Here is a 16,382-nt window from a genome sequence, read left to right as displayed (position 1 = left end):
AAGGCTGATCGATATAAATCGCCCAAGGTTTTCCCTGCATGACTATGTTGTTACGGATATCCACGTTGTGGCTATAATAACCCCCGTAAGCAATCAGGGAGATCGCCCCATAATATCCTTTAGTGCCGGAAACATTGAAGATGGTGTTGTTATAGATCTTTGTGCCAGGTGCAGCCCTGATAATGATCCCGTCCTGGGTCGTGTTATAGACGATGTTGTTTCGGACGATGGAATTGGTGTTCGTGGTCCGATGCTCGGCATCAGAGGTGAAATCAGCAGAGCCTAACCCATAATTGATGAAGTGGATGCCCATCAGTTTCGAGTCATGACCGATGTTGTCCTCGACCACGCTGTTGAAGCTATTCTCCATCTCGACCAAGCGTCCGCCCACATTATAGATGGTGTTCTTGCGCACGATACAGCGAGTGACAGGGTGGCCAGCCCCGTCGCAGTCGACGCCGGCTTGGATGCTGTTCCCATTCGACGGATTATAAATATCATGGATGATGTTCTCTTCGATGAGGATATTATCCGTATATTGCATCGACCACACGCCGCGATCTTTATACCCATAAATAGTGTTCCTTCTATAAATGTTGTCATGGGAGGAAGTATAACCGTCCATTATCCCGTTTCTCCATAACGATTTCCCGTTTAGCTCGCAATTCTCCACCAGAATGCCATGCCCATAGATCCGTATGGCTCCCTCGACATAGCAGTTGCGCACAATGAATCCGCAGTTTCCCGCGTCAGTAGTATTGCCGTCCCATATCACGTCCTTGAAATCCAAAGTGAAATCATTATCATAGGGAGCATCGTAAACCATATGATCCGTGATGAATCTCAAGCCATCGAAGACGTAATAATGTCTTCGACCGCCAGCCCGCAGAGCTTTGGAATTGCCAGAACTAACAGTCACTGAAGCCCCGTTATAATTCCGTACTGTTATCCTGGCAGAAGAAGAGCCAGTGGTTTTTAAAACAAGTGCTTCAGGATAAGTCCCTGCCATAATATTAACAGTATCCCCAGCAATTGCTACATCCAGAGATTTTTGAATTGTAAGAAATGGAGTTCCGACAGAAGTTCCATTATTACTATTACTCCCATTTGGAGCAACATAATACGTAGTTGCAAAGCAAGGTACCATTGCAAGGTAAGGTGCCATTGCCAAAGCAATAATTAATGCTATTGTTTTCATAATATAATCTCCCCATTTAGTATAACTTAAAAATCTAATTTGAATTTTTCGAACCGGAGATATTCCGGTTTATGTGTAAAAAGACATCCAATTGCGATCTAATTAGTTTAAACTCACTATTAATTATTTTACTCTTCATTCAGAGGTTATCTAAAAATGCAGCCTCTCCTTTAATTTTATCCTCTCCATGGCCGGGCCCTCTTTATATTTGTCAATGAATTTAAAGCTATATTGCAATCATCCACAATCTGAAAATCATACATTCCTACAAAGATGAAGTCTGCTCCATTGTCAAACGCGCACTGGAATCCATCTTTAGGCTCAATAGCTCCTGCGGCCAGCACTTTGAAAGCGATCCAAGTTTCTTCCAATCCATTCATGAAATCGATGGTTTCCTGCGGTTTCAAACAGAAAATATTGTCTTGAAACCCACGTTCAATTGGCTCTTTTCTATCGGTATCGACTTGTGCTGACCAATAATTGAGTTCGTGCAGGGTTTTTACCCAGAAATCAGGTTTGATGCCTAGTTTTACACATTCCTGAATGGTTTCTATGCGATGAGCTCCTACACCAGCGGGTTTTCCATAACTCTGGATTAATTCAAGTCCTTTTCTGATTACATCAAACTTACTGGCCATTACCAGACGGTAAGCATCCCCGCCCTGGCAATACATTGCTGAAGCGCCTGCGTGTTGAGTCTGCCTAGTCCCTTCCAGGAAACCATCCTTATGTCCGCAATCAGAAATAAATTTTATTTTTCCACCTGTTTCATGCCAGTATTTATTCATGATCCGACCCAGGGAAGGATTAGTAATGATCGCGTTAACTCCACATCGCTCAGCTATTTGTAAAGTAATCATCATGCGCTCGTCTGTATGATAGGCTTTTACAAGTTTTGACACATAAACCAGGTCGCGCGCGTGAGCCCAGCCTCCAATCAAGTTTCCACCCATAATCAGACGTCTAAGGCCCAGATCACCGATTAATCCTTTGGGTAATTCCCCTTTCAGGTCAGCAATTGAAGCAAACTGGAAACTTTTTAGGGTTGGGCCAGAAGTGACATCCGGCTTCCCGGTCATAAACTTTTCCTCAAAACTGTCCCATTTCTTCTTTTTATAGGTAGCATAGGCAAAAGCACCAATTATCGGTACACTGATCAAATCGCGTAACATTTCGCGGCGTTGAAACGAGGTGCCTTCTTTAACCGTGGGCGCAGGCACGTGGGCTTTTTCATCTTTCCACCGCCTGATCCATCGGTCGAAACCAAAGAAAAAGTCCACCGGAAGTGCGGTAAAAATCAGCAAAATAAAAAACTCAATCAGCGTTTTGTTTATCCACAGGTAACTACCTTCAGTAACTGATCCAAACGTATAACCTGGAACCGGTGGATAAGCCACATAATAAAAAAGCAATAAAATAGCCCCGGCAATGGACGACCAACGAATCAGAAGTCCGGCAAACAGCGAAAGTCCGATCAGGATAAGTCCCCAAATATTCAGAAAGTCAACTAATTTCATTATTCCTGGGAGATGCGGCCATTTGTTGAAAGAGGTCATCAAATATCCAAGTTGAACCCATCAGGTAAATTTTAGCGCTCCATCCTGTGCTCATTAATTTGGCAATTCCTTCATAGAGGAAATGCCATCCCACCACAATTCTGAGGCATGTTAATAAATAGGCCGAATACTTTTTCATGTATTATTGCATTTTGTAAATCCGATAATTTGGAATTCAGTGTCAGTCACAAGTTATGGGCCATATCGGACTGCATACTCTTATCAGGACTTAAGTAAAAGAAGTATTTTCATTCAGCACATTTTATGATTAAAACAATCTAATATAAACCTTGGGCTTTCCCCTCCAAAAGGTACTTGCCCAAGGTTTAAAAAATTGTTAGATAATTATTTTATGTAGCTATAATTCAACATATTAGTTTACCAACCCGGATTTTGTACAAGTTTAGACGCCCTGTAGAGCTGGTTTTGACTAATCGGATAGAGATTCATTTTTTCATCCCATTTGCGTTTTTCAACTTCGAATTTTTCAAAACTGACCGGTTTCTTTGCCGCGTCCACTGTGATTTTCACACCAGTAATCGGTTTATTGAAATAGGTGGCGCCCAATTTCCAGCGACGGACATCAAAGAAACGCATCTCTTCGAAACAAAATTCAACGCGACGCTCGTTCTGGATGCGGGTACGCATCTGATCCTTCGTTAAACCAGCAGGCAAATTAGGCATTTGGGCACGGGTACGCACCTTATTCATATACTTATACACATCGGCTACTGGTCCCTGTGCTTCGTTTAATGCCTCGGCATAGTTCAGCAACACTTCAGCATAACGCATCAAGATGGGAGCACGCCTTCTGCTCACGTTTGAACTGGAATTCCATACCACACTGGAATTAAGAAATTTGCTCATGTAGTAGCCTGTACGTGTAGCATTTACATTTTTTCCTATACCGTCTTTACCCGGTAGCCCTGCAGCGTCAGCGGCATAGGTATCGACAGATACACTTTTAAATGTATTCCCATTGTACAGGATATCAAGCGTGAGCCGCGGATCTCGGTTTGCATATGGACTAAGAGGATTAAAATTTGATGCCGGATCGGTTATGGGCAAACCCGTGGTTTTCATCTCAAAAGCATCCACCAACTCCTGTGAGGGGTTGCATCGGCCTAATGCGCCGGAATAGCTGACAGGGGCATTGTTTAGTTCGATGTCGTTGCGGCTAGTGGGATATCCCCATAAGAGCGCCTCTTTGGGCCCATTAGTCTCCCAATTGGTTGCATTAAACAATTTATCTCCGGTCAAATCTGTCCATGTCATCAGATCCATGTTGGATGCATTTGCTTCAGCAAACTGGATACAGGCCAAAGATGCATCTGCTGCTCTTTGCCATTTGGCAACATCGCCCGTGGTGTTCCAAAGCGGACTGGCAGCTAACAACAATACGCGCGATTTTAGCGCCAGGGCGCTGGACTGACCAACACGTCCACGCTCTTTGCTTTCGTTGGCATCCATCCAATTACGCATTGTTTTAGGTAAAGAACGGGCTGCTTTGTCACAATCCTGAACAATCTGAGTGACCACCTCGTCAACAGAATTTCGTGGTAAATTCAAATCATCCGTTAGATTCATCACATTAGTTACAATCGGAACCCCGCCGAACCTTTTAATTAACTCGGAGTAAAAGTAGGCACGCAGGAAGTAGTTTTCTGCCTTGTAGCGAACAATAGTTGAGTCAACGTTTATATAAGTTGCATTAATGGGTAAAATATAAGCTTTTCCTTTATCTAAATTTTCGAAAGCATAGTTGCAATAACGAATACCCGTGTACATGTTGCTATAGATATCATCCATTGTTACGTTTGGGCTCCAAACCCCGTTTGTAAAGGTTCTAACCCATGAGTTACTGTTGGAGTTTACCGCTTCATCACACGCCTGAGACATCATGGCACCACCTCCGTCAATAGGATTGTACATATCCCTGTTTAAGTAGGTATAGGCTATACTGGATACCCCTTTGATCCGATCCCTCTGCGTCCATATGAAATCCTCCGTAATGGATTCATTACGGACTGGATTGTCCAGGTAGTCGCATGCTGAGAGACCAAGTCCAAGCATCACAACGGATAGTAATCCTAGTTTTATATTTGTTTTCATGATCTGTAGTTTAGAATTTCTTAAAATTTAATATTTACACCCATCGAGTAAGATTGCATCCAGGGTAAATCTCCTATTCCTGAACTGTAGATTCCGTCACGATGGTCAAATCGAAGGAGATCCATGCCGCTCAGGTAGAACCGGCAACTGTTTAAATGGACAGCTTTGGATACTGCTATCGGAAGAGTATAACCCAACTCTACATTTTTCAGGGTTAATTCATCACTTGACCGTCTCCAGAAAGTGGATGCCTGGGTGTTGTTGGCACGTTCGCTAATAGACAGGCGCGGAAACCTTGCATTAGTGTTTGATGTGGTCCAGGCCTCACTGCTGTATTGGGTGATATAACCGTTGGAGTTATTCCCGCGGTTGATGATTCCTGCAGTGCTTTCGGTACCTCCCATAATGCCATAGAAATGGAATGAAAAGTCAAATCCGGCATACTTCAGCGAACCGCCAAAGCCAATGAAAGAAGTGGGAAAATTCAACATGTCATCAGAACGTACGGCATCTAAACTGTTGATGTTCCCGTCGTCGTTAATATCTCTGTATTTGATATCACCGGGGACTACATAGAGCCCGAATTGTTGCTTCGGACTGTTTTTGATCTCCTCTGCACTTTGGAAAAGGCCCAGGGCCTGGTACTGGTATACTGCATTCAACGAACGTCCTACCTGCTTTTGATAGTCAGGTATTCCAGCATCTTCGTTCATCGCGATTACTTTGTTCTTCGAAAAGGTATAATTGCCATAGACTGATAAGCTGACATCACCTACCTTTTTAGAATAATTGACAGAACCTTCTGCCCCTTTGTATTGGGCTGCGCCATCATTCATGGGAAATGGACTGCGTCCAATTATCGCAGGAAGCAGCGACCCGGTAAGGATTTGGGTACGGTCTTCCTGAAATACATCAGCGGTTATCGCCAGCGAGCAGTTCAATAAATGCATATCAATTCCCACATTTTTCCTTTGCACCTTCTCCCATGTGATATTTTTGTTAGGGTAACTGAGCGCCGGTGTTCGTGGCGCGGCCGTAAAACCTGTTCCAAACGGGAAACCACCACCATAGGCAAAATAACGATCTTCGTAAGGAAATAATCTATCGGACGTTAGAAATTCATCCATCCCTTTATATCCGACTGTACCAACCGATGCACGCAGTTTTAAATAATTAATAGAAGACGACCCTTTCAGAAAATCTTCTTCAGAAAGAACCCATCCGGCCGATACTGCAGGGAAGAATCCGAATCGTTTTCCTTTCATAAATGCCTCTGTTCCGTTATAGCTGCTTACAAATTCAGCCAGATATTTGTTCTTGTATCCATAGGACGCCCTCAAAGAAACTCCTTGAAATTTAATAGGAAAGGTTAAGGGGATCGACCTCATACCCTGCTGGTATTTTGTAGACAGATTTAATTTATGGTCACCGAAATTGCGATCGTAGTCAAACCCTCCCCAAAATTCAACATTACGGGTATAATTGGCCAATGTGCCAGTCCGATAGGCCAAACGCGACTCTACGCCATAGCGCTTATATTGCGCTTCTGCTGGTTGGGTAGGATCGTAGGAGTATACCTGAAAGTTCTGTGTTTGACCTGATGTGAAATCCTGATATATGTAGTATGAAGAATAGGCGTTGGCTGACAGGCCTTTTAAAATAGCCTCCATTTTATATTTGGCCGAAAAGTTAAATGACAAATTTCGGGTTACGGTTGACTGAAAACCAGTTTTTTGTAACTGTGCCAATGGATTTTGCTGGAAGGTACTACTGCCTCCGTATGATCCGTCGGGGTTGATCAGCGGATAGGCAAAAGCCGGGGTCTCCATGATATTGTTGTAAACTGTTGACCATCCTGCCCCCGGTTGATGCAAGTCTTCGTGGCGGAGGCTAATGTCCATGCCCACATCCAGGTCTTTGGTTACGTTTACATTAACATTGCTTCGAAGATTGTAACGCTTGTAATTCATGTTGGAATCAAACTCCTTCTGTTGGGTGCCGGCAAATAATCCGCCCTGATTGTAATAACTGCCCAACACGAAGTATTTGGCTATTTTATTCCCCCCTGATGCGTTCAATACAAAACGTTGGCTGAGCGTTGCGTTTTTCAGAAGTTGATTGGGCAGGTTGTTGTTGGGATAAAGATATGGGTCAGTACCCGCATTATAGCCATCCAATTGTACCTGGGAAAACCGTGGCGCTGCCCCCTCATTGGCCAATGCCTGGTTGATCAGCGTAGCCATTGAATAGGAATCCACCACTCTCGGCATTGATTCGGGTACCTTCCAGATATTGGAGGCATCGAAAGAAATTTCAGATTTATTGGCATTTCCGCGCTTTGTTGTGACCAGAATTACCCCGTTGCCTCCGCGTACGCCATACCAGGCTGTTGCGGCCGCATCTTTCAGCACTGTAATCGACTCTATCTCTTGCGCATCCAACTCTGTAAATGGCCGTTCGGCACCATCTAAAATTAATAATGGGGTGGTAACATGAGTGCCCCCATAAACAGGATAGGCATCCAGTCCACGCGATAAGAGAGGACCATCATTATTGCCAGGTACACTACCCGGAGCTGAAACAAACAGCCCCGGTATTCGACCAGGCAGGTAGTTCGAAATCGAACCTGTGAGGTTATGCGGCATCTGATCCATGTCCAGCGTACTGATGGCACCCGTGATTTCACGTTTTTTGCGAATTCCGAAAGGAATATTTACATCGTCGTCAACACCCATTTCTATGGGTGTAGTTTCGAGTGTGACTTTGGATTTTACATCCATTGCAATCACTTCCACACGCGCATAACCCTGTTTTTCAAACACAAGAAGATCGTTGAGGTTTTTGCTGTTTATCTCAAATTGTCCGTTTTTGCCTGTGAAAACTTCACCTCTGTTTTCCTGAATACTTACTTTAACATCGGCAACAGGTTGATTCTTCCTGTCAACTACAACACCGGTAATTATTGCCGTAGCAGCCTTCTCTTGCGCTTTTAGGGATCCCGAATAGATCATTCCTTCCGCAAGTAGTAATATGGCATATATATATAGTTTTACATTCATATGGTTTCGTTTTAATAATTATTTCTCCACATTTGTCGGAATTATTATATCCCCCAACCCGGATTTTGCTTCAAAATCCCTCTGCTTTTTTGAACCTCACCCAGAGGAATCGGATAATAGTTTTGCTTTTCGACAAAAACACGGGTGAATCCTGCCGGCAAATCATATTCTTCATAACTGAATGTTCCATTCGCATTTTTGGTGATTTTCATTTGTCTCTCGGGACCGTTGAGGATGTCTTTACCAATTCCCCAGCGCATGATATCGAACCAGCTGCTGTTTTCGAATGCCAGCTCCACCGCCCGTTCATTGCGAATGCGTTGACGCATTTGAACTTGTGTAAGCCCGGCAGGAAGATCTGGCATAGCAACCCCTGCTGCACTCTTAGCCCTGCGGCGAATCTGATTTACTGCATCATAGACAGATGCATCCGGTCCGACCGCTTCGTTTTGTGCTTCGGCATAGTTTAACCAGATTTCTGCCATTCGGAAAATAGGAAAATGAACATACTGGTTGCTTCCACCCAATTGTCTTTCAACCGGCCACACCTTTCTTACAAAATAGGAACCCGCAAAAGCATACCCTTGAGACAAGTCGAGTCCCCATACAGAACCATCAACCGATTTCCAGGTTTCAATAGCCCTGCTTCCCCAGGGAGCTCCGTTATAAAGGATATTTTCATAGAAACGGGGATCTCTTCCAACATAGGGATTCTGAGGATCATAACCCGAAGTGGGATCAGTGATGGGTTTGCCGTTGGCCATCTCATACATGTTTACATGTTTTTGAGTTGGTATTGCGTTACCATATGAACCTGCCCTTCCGGAGGTATTTGGGATTACAACCCACGCAAGGTCATCGCTGCCTCTTTGAGCTTTGGGCATACACAAGATAAATTCATTTTTTAAAGTATACTTCAAGATATTGGTATAGGTTGACTCTAATGGATAGCGGTCTTTCATATTGTCGATCATATCCTTTGCTGCTGCCGCTGCTGTTGCCCATTTAGCTTTGTCGCCTGTAGGATTATCGCGAAAACTGGCGGCATAAAGTAATACGCGCGAGCGCAATGCCTTTACCGCCCCTTTGGTAACGCGCCCATAGGCATTGGTATCGTAGTCCAGCGGCAACAGTGGTTCTGCCTTGGCCAATTCGGCGATGATATAGTCTACACATTCCTGGTAAGTATTGCGTGGCAGGTCAGCATTGTCCTCGGCGTTTAGCATCTTTGGGATAATGATAACACCGCCAAACCGCTTGATCAGCTCAAAATACATGAAGGCGCGGATAAAGTATTGCTCCCCCTTGATGCGGTCGGGTGATTGATCAGATGTCCAGGGTACTTTATCCATATTTTCCAACATTTTCGAAGTATTGCGGATCCCCTGGTATGCACGCTGCCAGCTTCCGGAAATTTCTGAATACTTCTCATTGCCAGTCAGAGCCAATGTGTTGTCTTCCAAATAGATTCCTCTTTGGATGTACAATTCTTGCATCTGGTTATTTCCTTTTTCCAGACATTCGCCAGAAAAATACCAGTTGACACGAACGGCGCCTGATACGACAGTATTTCCCGGAGGGTTTACACTAATCGTACAAAAATCGTCCCAAAGGTAGTTGTAAGAATCATCCCCTAACTTAGCGGCCAATACAGGATCGGAAAAGACCTTTTCCAGGTCAATGGCTACCCCCATGTCGCGCTGCAAAAAATCTTTTTTACACGAGGTGGTGCAGAATAAAGAGGCAATAACCCCCAAAAACAAAATTATATTTTTCATATACATATTCTTTAATGATTAAAACTGAACACTTACACCGAAATTGATGGTTCTTGCCAATGGATAGGCATACTCCCTTTTATAAGCATTAAGACCGCTAGTGCCACCGATATAGACCTCGGGATCTACATGGTAAAAATCCTTAAAACGACTCCAGGTAGCTAAATTCTGTCCTGAAATGTAGAGACGGACCGAGCTCATGGAGAGCTTTTTTGCAAATTCGGCAGGTACCTGATACGAAAATTCCACATTGCGAAGTTTCAGGTAAGCGTTCGATTTAATCACGAAGTCATTGGCATAAGCCGGGTCAATACCTGGACCATTCCAGTCGTCACGCATCGCTGGCCAGATGATCTTTTTACCGGCTGCAACGTTTTCGGGTGTCCACGAATCCTTCATATAACCAAAGTAGTTGTAGGTCAACAGGTAATCACTCATCGACTTCATTGTTCCCTGGAACATTAGCAGAAGGGTGAAATTCTTATATGAAATTGTGGGGGTGAAACTATAGTTGTATTCGGGCAGGTTACTGGTCAGAATGGGGTGTTTATCCAACGAGTTGATAACTCCATCATGATTGTAATCGACAAACTTCAGATCGCCCGGAACTACATTTGACAGTGTGTTTTTGGGCCAGGCGCCCGCTACCCCGTTATTACTGTCGTCTATTTCCTGTTGTGAATTGTAGAAACCAGCGGTGGAGTATCCCATATACTGGCCCACCCTTTTACCGGCCACTTTTTGGTAATCGGGAACGTTTCCCGGATCATCAGCCTCAAGTACCTTGTTGGCCTGGTGCGATATTGAAGCCGTCAGGCCCAGGGTGAATTCTCCAAACTTATCTCGCATATTCAGTTCAATCTCGTAACCTTGGTTTTGAACAATCCCCCTGTTTACTTTTGGATAATCCTCTCCATACGAGGTTAAAGAAGTTCTGCGAGTCATTAAAATATCGCTGCGTTTTTCGTAGAAGTAATCAGCGGTTAATTTGATTTTATCTTTAAAAAAACCCGTCTCAATACCAACGTCGGCTTTTAATCCTTTTTCCCATGTGATTGTGGGGTTGCCTATACGACTGTGTGTCAACACTTCGTATTTGGAAGGGGCATTGGGTTGTCCGAAATAGTGAGGATTCCCCGGATGTGAATCGCCAGTCCTATCCCAGTTTACTGTACCTGTCGCTACAGCATATTCATCCAAATAAAGGTAACGTCCACCTCCACCAGCTAATTTGTCGTTACCGACCAAACCCAGAGAGCCTCTTATTTTCAGAAAGTTCATATAGGAAACATTCTCCTTAAAAAAGCTTTCGTTGGAGAGAATATAGCCAACCGAACCGGAGGGAAAGATACCGTAACGCTTGCCTTTCGGGAAGTTTTCGGAACCATTGTAGGCAACACTTCCTTCCAGTAAATATTTGTTGTCGTAGTTATAGGTAAGACGGGAAACTACTCCCTGATAAACATAAGGCGCATCGGCGGAAGCGTTCGCAGTCCACCGGCGGGTGAAACGGGCCAATCCTGAGAGGTTATGTTTGCCAAATTCTCTCGAATAGTCAAAACCGCTTTGCAGGTTATATGCTAATGCACCATTTCCACCCCACACAGAATTTACAACTACTGCGCTCAAGCCCGTATCATCCAAATAAGTGGTTTTGGGTGATTTATACACCACTCCAGTTACTCTGTCAACATAGAAAGCGGCATAGGCTGCATTTTGCATTATAGTGGAGTTCATGGAGTTATCATAAGATAGCAGGGTCTTGAAGCTAAGTCCTTTAGTCAACCAGTCCATTTTTAGATCTATATCAAGGCTTGTCTCTAATTTGTTCCTTTGCGCATCGCTATAGCCTGTTTGAGCTATTTCGGCGACAGGATTATTATAAACGCTGGTCGGAGTATACAGCCCTACTGCATAATGACCATCCGGTGTGTAAACTGAAGACCGGTTACTTGGTATATTCAACGCTTGATAGAACAGATAACCAAGGCTTGGTCCTGTATGGGGTTGATAGATATTTTCCATTGTACCACCCACTTTCAAACTGATACGGAGGTCCTTGGTAACATTGTAATCCAGATTGGAACGAAAGTTATATTTCTTATAACTGTCTGTGGTTTTATAACCCAAAGTGGAAGGGAATTCTTTTAAAATGCCGTCCGTATACATGTATCCGGCAGAGACATAATATTTTACTTTCTTTGTGCCACCCTGCACATTGATGTTGTGCTGGGTTTGCATATTATATTTTCGGATAATCGTTTTCATCCAGTCCACATCAGCATATTGGTAAGGCAGATCCTGTTTTTTAAAGTGCTCCAGTTCCGCATCTGACCAGTAGAAATTCCACCCTGTACTTTTACCGCTGTTGTGAGCGCCAACATTCTGTAACTTTGCAGTTTCATAGGCGTCTAACCGCTCGGGGAAATCAATGTACAAGTTCGCAGCCACATTACCCGAATAACTAACCTTGGGTTTCATCTCTTTGCCTTGTTTCGTAGTAATAACCACTACTCCGTTTGCGCCGCGAATACCAAAGATGGCAATAGAGGAAGCATCTTTCAATACGGTCATCGATTCAATCTCGTTTGGATCCATCGATCCGAAATCAGGACGCTCTACTCCATCAACAATCACGATGGCTGAAGCATCGCCGAATGTTGCGCGGCCACGAATGAAGATATCGGCAGTTTGCAAACCGGGTTGTCCATTCGTCTGAATAGAGGTTACTCCGGTCACTTTCCCTTGCATACTATTTGTAATGTTGGAAACCGGAGAAGTAAGGAGCGATTCTCCCTTTAGTTTACTGATGGCTCCCGTCATCGTTAACTTCTTCATTGTACCGTAACCAACAGCTACAACTTCTTCAATACCCATTATCTGTTCTTCCATAATGACACTAAATGTTGTTTTATTGCCAATCGGGATTTCCAGAGGTTTGTAGCCCACAAATGAAAAGGAAAGAATCCTGGAATCAATCGGTACATCGAACTCAAACTCTCCGTTGGAATTGGTTATCGAACCAATTGTAGTACCTTTTACAATGACTGAAGTGCCGGGGATAGGATCTCCTTTGGCATCGGTTACTTTACCGTTGACAGGTTTTTTTTGTGGCGTTTCCTGTAAAGATTTCGGAACCTTTGAAGGAATGAGATTCTCAGGGGTAAGTATGATCTGCTTGTTGATGATCTCATATTTGATGGCTGAACCTTTAAATATTTCGTTCAGAATCTCATCTATAGTTGATCCTTCAACCTTCACATTGACCTTCTTATTCAGGTCGATCACATCATTTTTGTAAATAAACACAAATTCACTACTTTTCTCTATTTGTTTTAATACATTCAGGATTGAAACATCGTTCAAATCCAACGTTAGTTTCTTAGTCTGGGAATAAATTGATGCTGAAACAGTTATCAATCCCGAAAAAATCAAAATAATAGTTAGTTTCATGATTAATAATAAACCTCGCAAATGACTTAAATAGCCACCTCCTTTGATACATTTTTTTTTCATAAATTTGTAATGATTAAAATTGTTAACTCGATTTAATCTTTTTCTTGTACCGGTGGATGTTAGCGCATCCATCGGTTTTTTAATAACAAAGCAGAATTGTTAGCTCATATAAAATAATTTAGGTTAATAAATTAGGTGTACTATTGTTTTAAGATATAAATGCCATCATGTGTTTTTTCATAACTTCCCTCTATAGTTTTAGACAAGTATTTCATGACTTCACAAAAATCTTCTGATAGGACTAGTTTGCCTGACACTAGGATATTCGCAAGTTTTTCTCCGTCTATTTGAATGGGCAGGCTATAATACTTCTGAACTCGACGTACAATATCAACTAAAGGCATATCATGAAATTTAAACAATCCGTCCTTCCACAAGACAAAATCATCAACATCAACCTCATTTACGACAGAATTTTTGCTGTTTACCGAATAAAATAATCCCTGCCCCTGAGCAAGTGTAAATTCATCGTTTGCAAGTATCTGGTTCTTTTGTGATACTTCAACTTTCCCTTCAACCAACACCGCAGAGACAATACACTCGTCATTGTATGCCGATACATTAAATGTTGTACCTATAACTTTGACATCAATATGATTAGTCTTCACAATGAATGGGACTTTCTCGTTTCTGCTTACCTCAAAAAATCCTTCTCCCTTCAGGTATACTTCCCTTGTTTTGCCGTAAAATGTTGCCGGGAAAGTCAGGCTGCTTCCTGCATTCAAATAGACCAATGTCCCATCACTTAACCATACTTTTTTCCGTTGTCCACAAGGAACCACAACCTGATTAAAAACTGCATCCTTTATATTGTTCTTGTTTTCTATTTTTTTTTGTTCATAGTCGCTCTTAATAAGAACTTCACCGTCAGTTGAGTTATAATCGATAAATGAATCATTGTTTTTTAATACTCGCGTTGAACCATCTGAAAGCACAATCGTTGCCTGATTGCTATCGGTAGCATTACTTTGGGCAAACTGACTCAGGGGATCTTTTGCAAAATGATGGTAAATGACTAGTGACCCAATCGAAATGATGACAAGGATTATTGCAGCAATGCGCAATTGAGGAATGAAGTTTAAATATGGCAAGTATGTTTTCCTTTTGAAATGATTCTGAATATTTTTCAAAATCTGATCAAAATCTTCCGAACCCATTTCAGTTCTATTCGAAAGATTGACCTGGATAAATTCGAAAGCATACCGGATTGAATCGCTGTTTCCCGCATTCCTTTCTACTAGTTCTTCCAATAATTCATTCGGATTTTCTGTTTTATTCACCTGGTTAATGAATGCTTCATCTTGAATTAAGGATAAAAAATCTGTTATATTTTTATTCTTTGACATTTAAATCGGAATAACTCTACTAATTAATGATCAGAGCCCAATTTTATAGACAAAAATTTGTACTTTTTCGACAATATTTACAAACAAACTAAATATCAGGTTGTTGCCGATGTGGAAAGGAGCTAAAAATAAACAGAAGCAGGAGAACGCTATTGCTCAATTGATCCTTTATAGATTTTAACGAGCGATAAAGAAGTGTTCGGGCCGAGGCTTTATCAATATTGAGCAATTCTGCAATTTCATCGTAATTAAAACCTTGGGTATATTTTAAATAGACGATCTCCTTTTGACGACTGGGTAGTTTTGCAATAGATAAACTTACTGTATCCCTAATGTTTTTTTTTACTTCTAAATCAATAATCAATTGCTCAGCATGTTGTTCGTATTCATAATGCCTCTCCGATAGCTGTCCAATAATGTTTTGTTTTTTGGATTTTGTTCTTAATTCTTCAAGGATTCTGTTTCGAAGGGATTTAAAAAGATAAATATGAATGCTGGCCGTAATTGAAAGCATTTTTCTTCTCTCAATTAATTGGATGAAGGTTTCTTGTATACAATCTTTAACCAAATACTCATCTTTTGCGATTTTAAGTCCATATGAATACAATTCATGAGCAAACTCCACATAAAGATTAGATAAGGCGTCGTTATCTCCATCCTTAAACTTAATCCACAGAATATTTCTTAACTCTTCAGTCACGTAATCAAATATATACCTAATAAAGACTAAATTTAATTTTACTAAAAGTAATATCAAATTCGATTTTCATAGCTTGTGGTTACTGGAAATTCAGGCTCCATACGGCAATGAATTATTGATTTTTTTCCTAATATCATTTATAGCGTAGCAGGGGCATATTTTTCCACACATCTCACTGTTGAGAGCTCCGAACCTGGCTATGTTACTGCCTCTAAACAATGCATTGACAACCCTTGATTGGTTAACTTTTTATTTTAGATATTTTAATTGTAATACGCAGGCATCATTGGCATTTAGTCTGACCATAGAATTTCCCTGAAGCTTCCCATAAAGAGTTTTCTCAACTTTCCATTCGGTGTTGATTGATAAGGGCACATCTCTATCGACGGGACAATAATTAACCAATACGACAACCTTCTCGTCCGGTGACAGATCATGTTCTGTAATTCCCACATAAGGATCGTTTTTCTGCACTGTCCGGTTTCCTTTTATAATTTCGGCTGCGATAGTCTGATAAACTTTCCAGCATTCGTCAGGTTTTTCTGTAAATCCTCCCGGTATTTTTGTCAAATTCATCTCCATTGGGAATCCAAGGAAATAGATTTTCCCTTTCCCGTACGAATTAACTGTGAATATCGGGTTGTCATCCTTTTCATGAGCCAGTACCTTGGCTGTCGTAGTTGTAATGTTCAACTTACGTACTGCATTCATCGAAAACGATTTGATCGATCCGTCATTGGATATAAAACTTGCCTGTTCTTTCCGGTTTTGACTCATAACCACTTCAATACCTGCCGGTTCAAGGAAAGGGGAGAGGAAGCCCAGATCGAAGGAGACATACAGTATCGCTCCATTTTTTACTTTATCAAGCAAAGTCAACCATTCATTGCGATTGATCAGAGACAGTCCTTTGATTGACGGAAGAATGTACATGGGCGCATCCTTAATGGGTTGATCGCCATGTTGAAATTCGATATCAAACCCGGCTTGTTTTGCTAAAATATATGTAGAATAGGCTACGCCCCATTGGTCTTGACCATCGGTTAGTATACAGACTGCCTCTTTTTTACGGAGCGGAAGTGATTCGAATGGCAGACTGTCCAGAAACGTCCTGAAA

The 16,382-nt window shown here is 42.0% G+C and carries 9 protein-coding genes; all 9 read right to left on the bottom strand.

Annotated features, from left to right (window positions below):
- The coding region (locus M0R21_12795) for a right-handed parallel beta-helix repeat-containing protein (GenBank protein ID MCK9618699.1) at positions 1 to 1,198 on the bottom strand (1,198 nt) is incomplete at its 3' end.
- A gap of 176 nt (positions 1,199 to 1,374) precedes the next feature.
- A complete protein-coding gene (locus M0R21_12790) occupies positions 1,375 to 2,715 on the bottom strand; it encodes a hypothetical protein (GenBank protein ID MCK9618698.1) in 1,341 nt (446 codons plus the stop codon).
- Between the two features lie 417 nt (positions 2,716 to 3,132).
- The gene (locus M0R21_12785) at positions 3,133 to 4,866 is read right to left on the bottom strand and encodes a RagB/SusD family nutrient uptake outer membrane protein (GenBank protein MCK9618697.1); all 1,734 of its coding nucleotides are present in this window, start codon (positions 4,864 to 4,866) and stop codon (positions 3,133 to 3,135) included.
- A 20-nt stretch (positions 4,867 to 4,886) separates the two neighbouring features.
- A complete protein-coding gene (locus tag M0R21_12780; GenBank protein ID MCK9618696.1) occupies positions 4,887 to 7,925 on the bottom strand; it encodes a SusC/RagA family TonB-linked outer membrane protein in 3,039 nt (1,012 codons plus the stop codon).
- Positions 7,926 to 7,969: 44 nt separating this feature from the next.
- On the bottom strand, positions 7,970 to 9,703 hold the full coding sequence (locus tag M0R21_12775) for a RagB/SusD family nutrient uptake outer membrane protein (protein MCK9618695.1): 1,734 nt from the start codon (positions 9,701 to 9,703) through the stop codon (positions 7,970 to 7,972).
- A gap of 18 nt (positions 9,704 to 9,721) precedes the next feature.
- Positions 9,722 to 13,219, bottom strand: coding sequence for a TonB-dependent receptor (locus M0R21_12770; GenBank protein ID MCK9618694.1), 3,498 nt, complete (start codon positions 13,217 to 13,219; stop codon positions 9,722 to 9,724).
- Between the two features lie 140 nt (positions 13,220 to 13,359).
- Positions 13,360 to 14,565, bottom strand: a complete 1,206-nt coding sequence (locus M0R21_12765; GenBank protein MCK9618693.1) for a FecR domain-containing protein — start codon at positions 14,563 to 14,565, stop codon at positions 13,360 to 13,362.
- An 88-nt stretch (positions 14,566 to 14,653) separates the two neighbouring features.
- Positions 14,654 to 15,265, bottom strand: coding sequence for a sigma-70 family RNA polymerase sigma factor (locus M0R21_12760; GenBank protein ID MCK9618692.1), 612 nt, complete (start codon positions 15,263 to 15,265; stop codon positions 14,654 to 14,656).
- Between the two features lie 249 nt (positions 15,266 to 15,514).
- Positions 15,515 to 16,382: hypothetical protein (locus tag M0R21_12755; GenBank protein ID MCK9618691.1), on the bottom strand; the 868-nt coding region annotated here is incomplete at its 5' end.

The sequence above is a fragment of the Lentimicrobiaceae bacterium genome (genome assembly GCA_023227965.1).
Taxonomy (GTDB): Bacteria; Bacteroidota; Bacteroidia; order Bacteroidales; family JALOCA01; genus JALOCA01.
Note: the sequence above shows the minus strand (reverse complement) of the source record. Positions and strands in the feature narration are given on the sequence as shown.

Bases quoted from the DNA above. Each gene is read 5' to 3' on its own strand.
- M0R21_12790 (MCK9618698.1), bottom strand. From the start codon at position 2,715: ATGAAATTAGTTGACTTTCTGAATATTTGGGGACTTATCCTGATCGGA.
- M0R21_12785 (MCK9618697.1), bottom strand. From the start codon at position 4,866: ATGAAAACAAATATAAAACTAGGATTACTATCCGTTGTGATGCTTGGA.
- M0R21_12780 (MCK9618696.1), bottom strand. From the start codon at position 7,925: ATGAATGTAAAACTATATATATATGCCATATTACTACTTGCGGAAGGA.
- M0R21_12775 (MCK9618695.1), bottom strand. From the start codon at position 9,703: ATGAAAAATATAATTTTGTTTTTGGGGGTTATTGCCTCTTTATTCTGC.
- M0R21_12770 (MCK9618694.1), bottom strand. From the start codon at position 13,219: ATGAAAAAAAAATGTATCAAAGGAGGTGGCTATTTAAGTCATTTGCGA.
- M0R21_12765 (MCK9618693.1), bottom strand. From the start codon at position 14,565: ATGTCAAAGAATAAAAATATAACAGATTTTTTATCCTTAATTCAAGAT.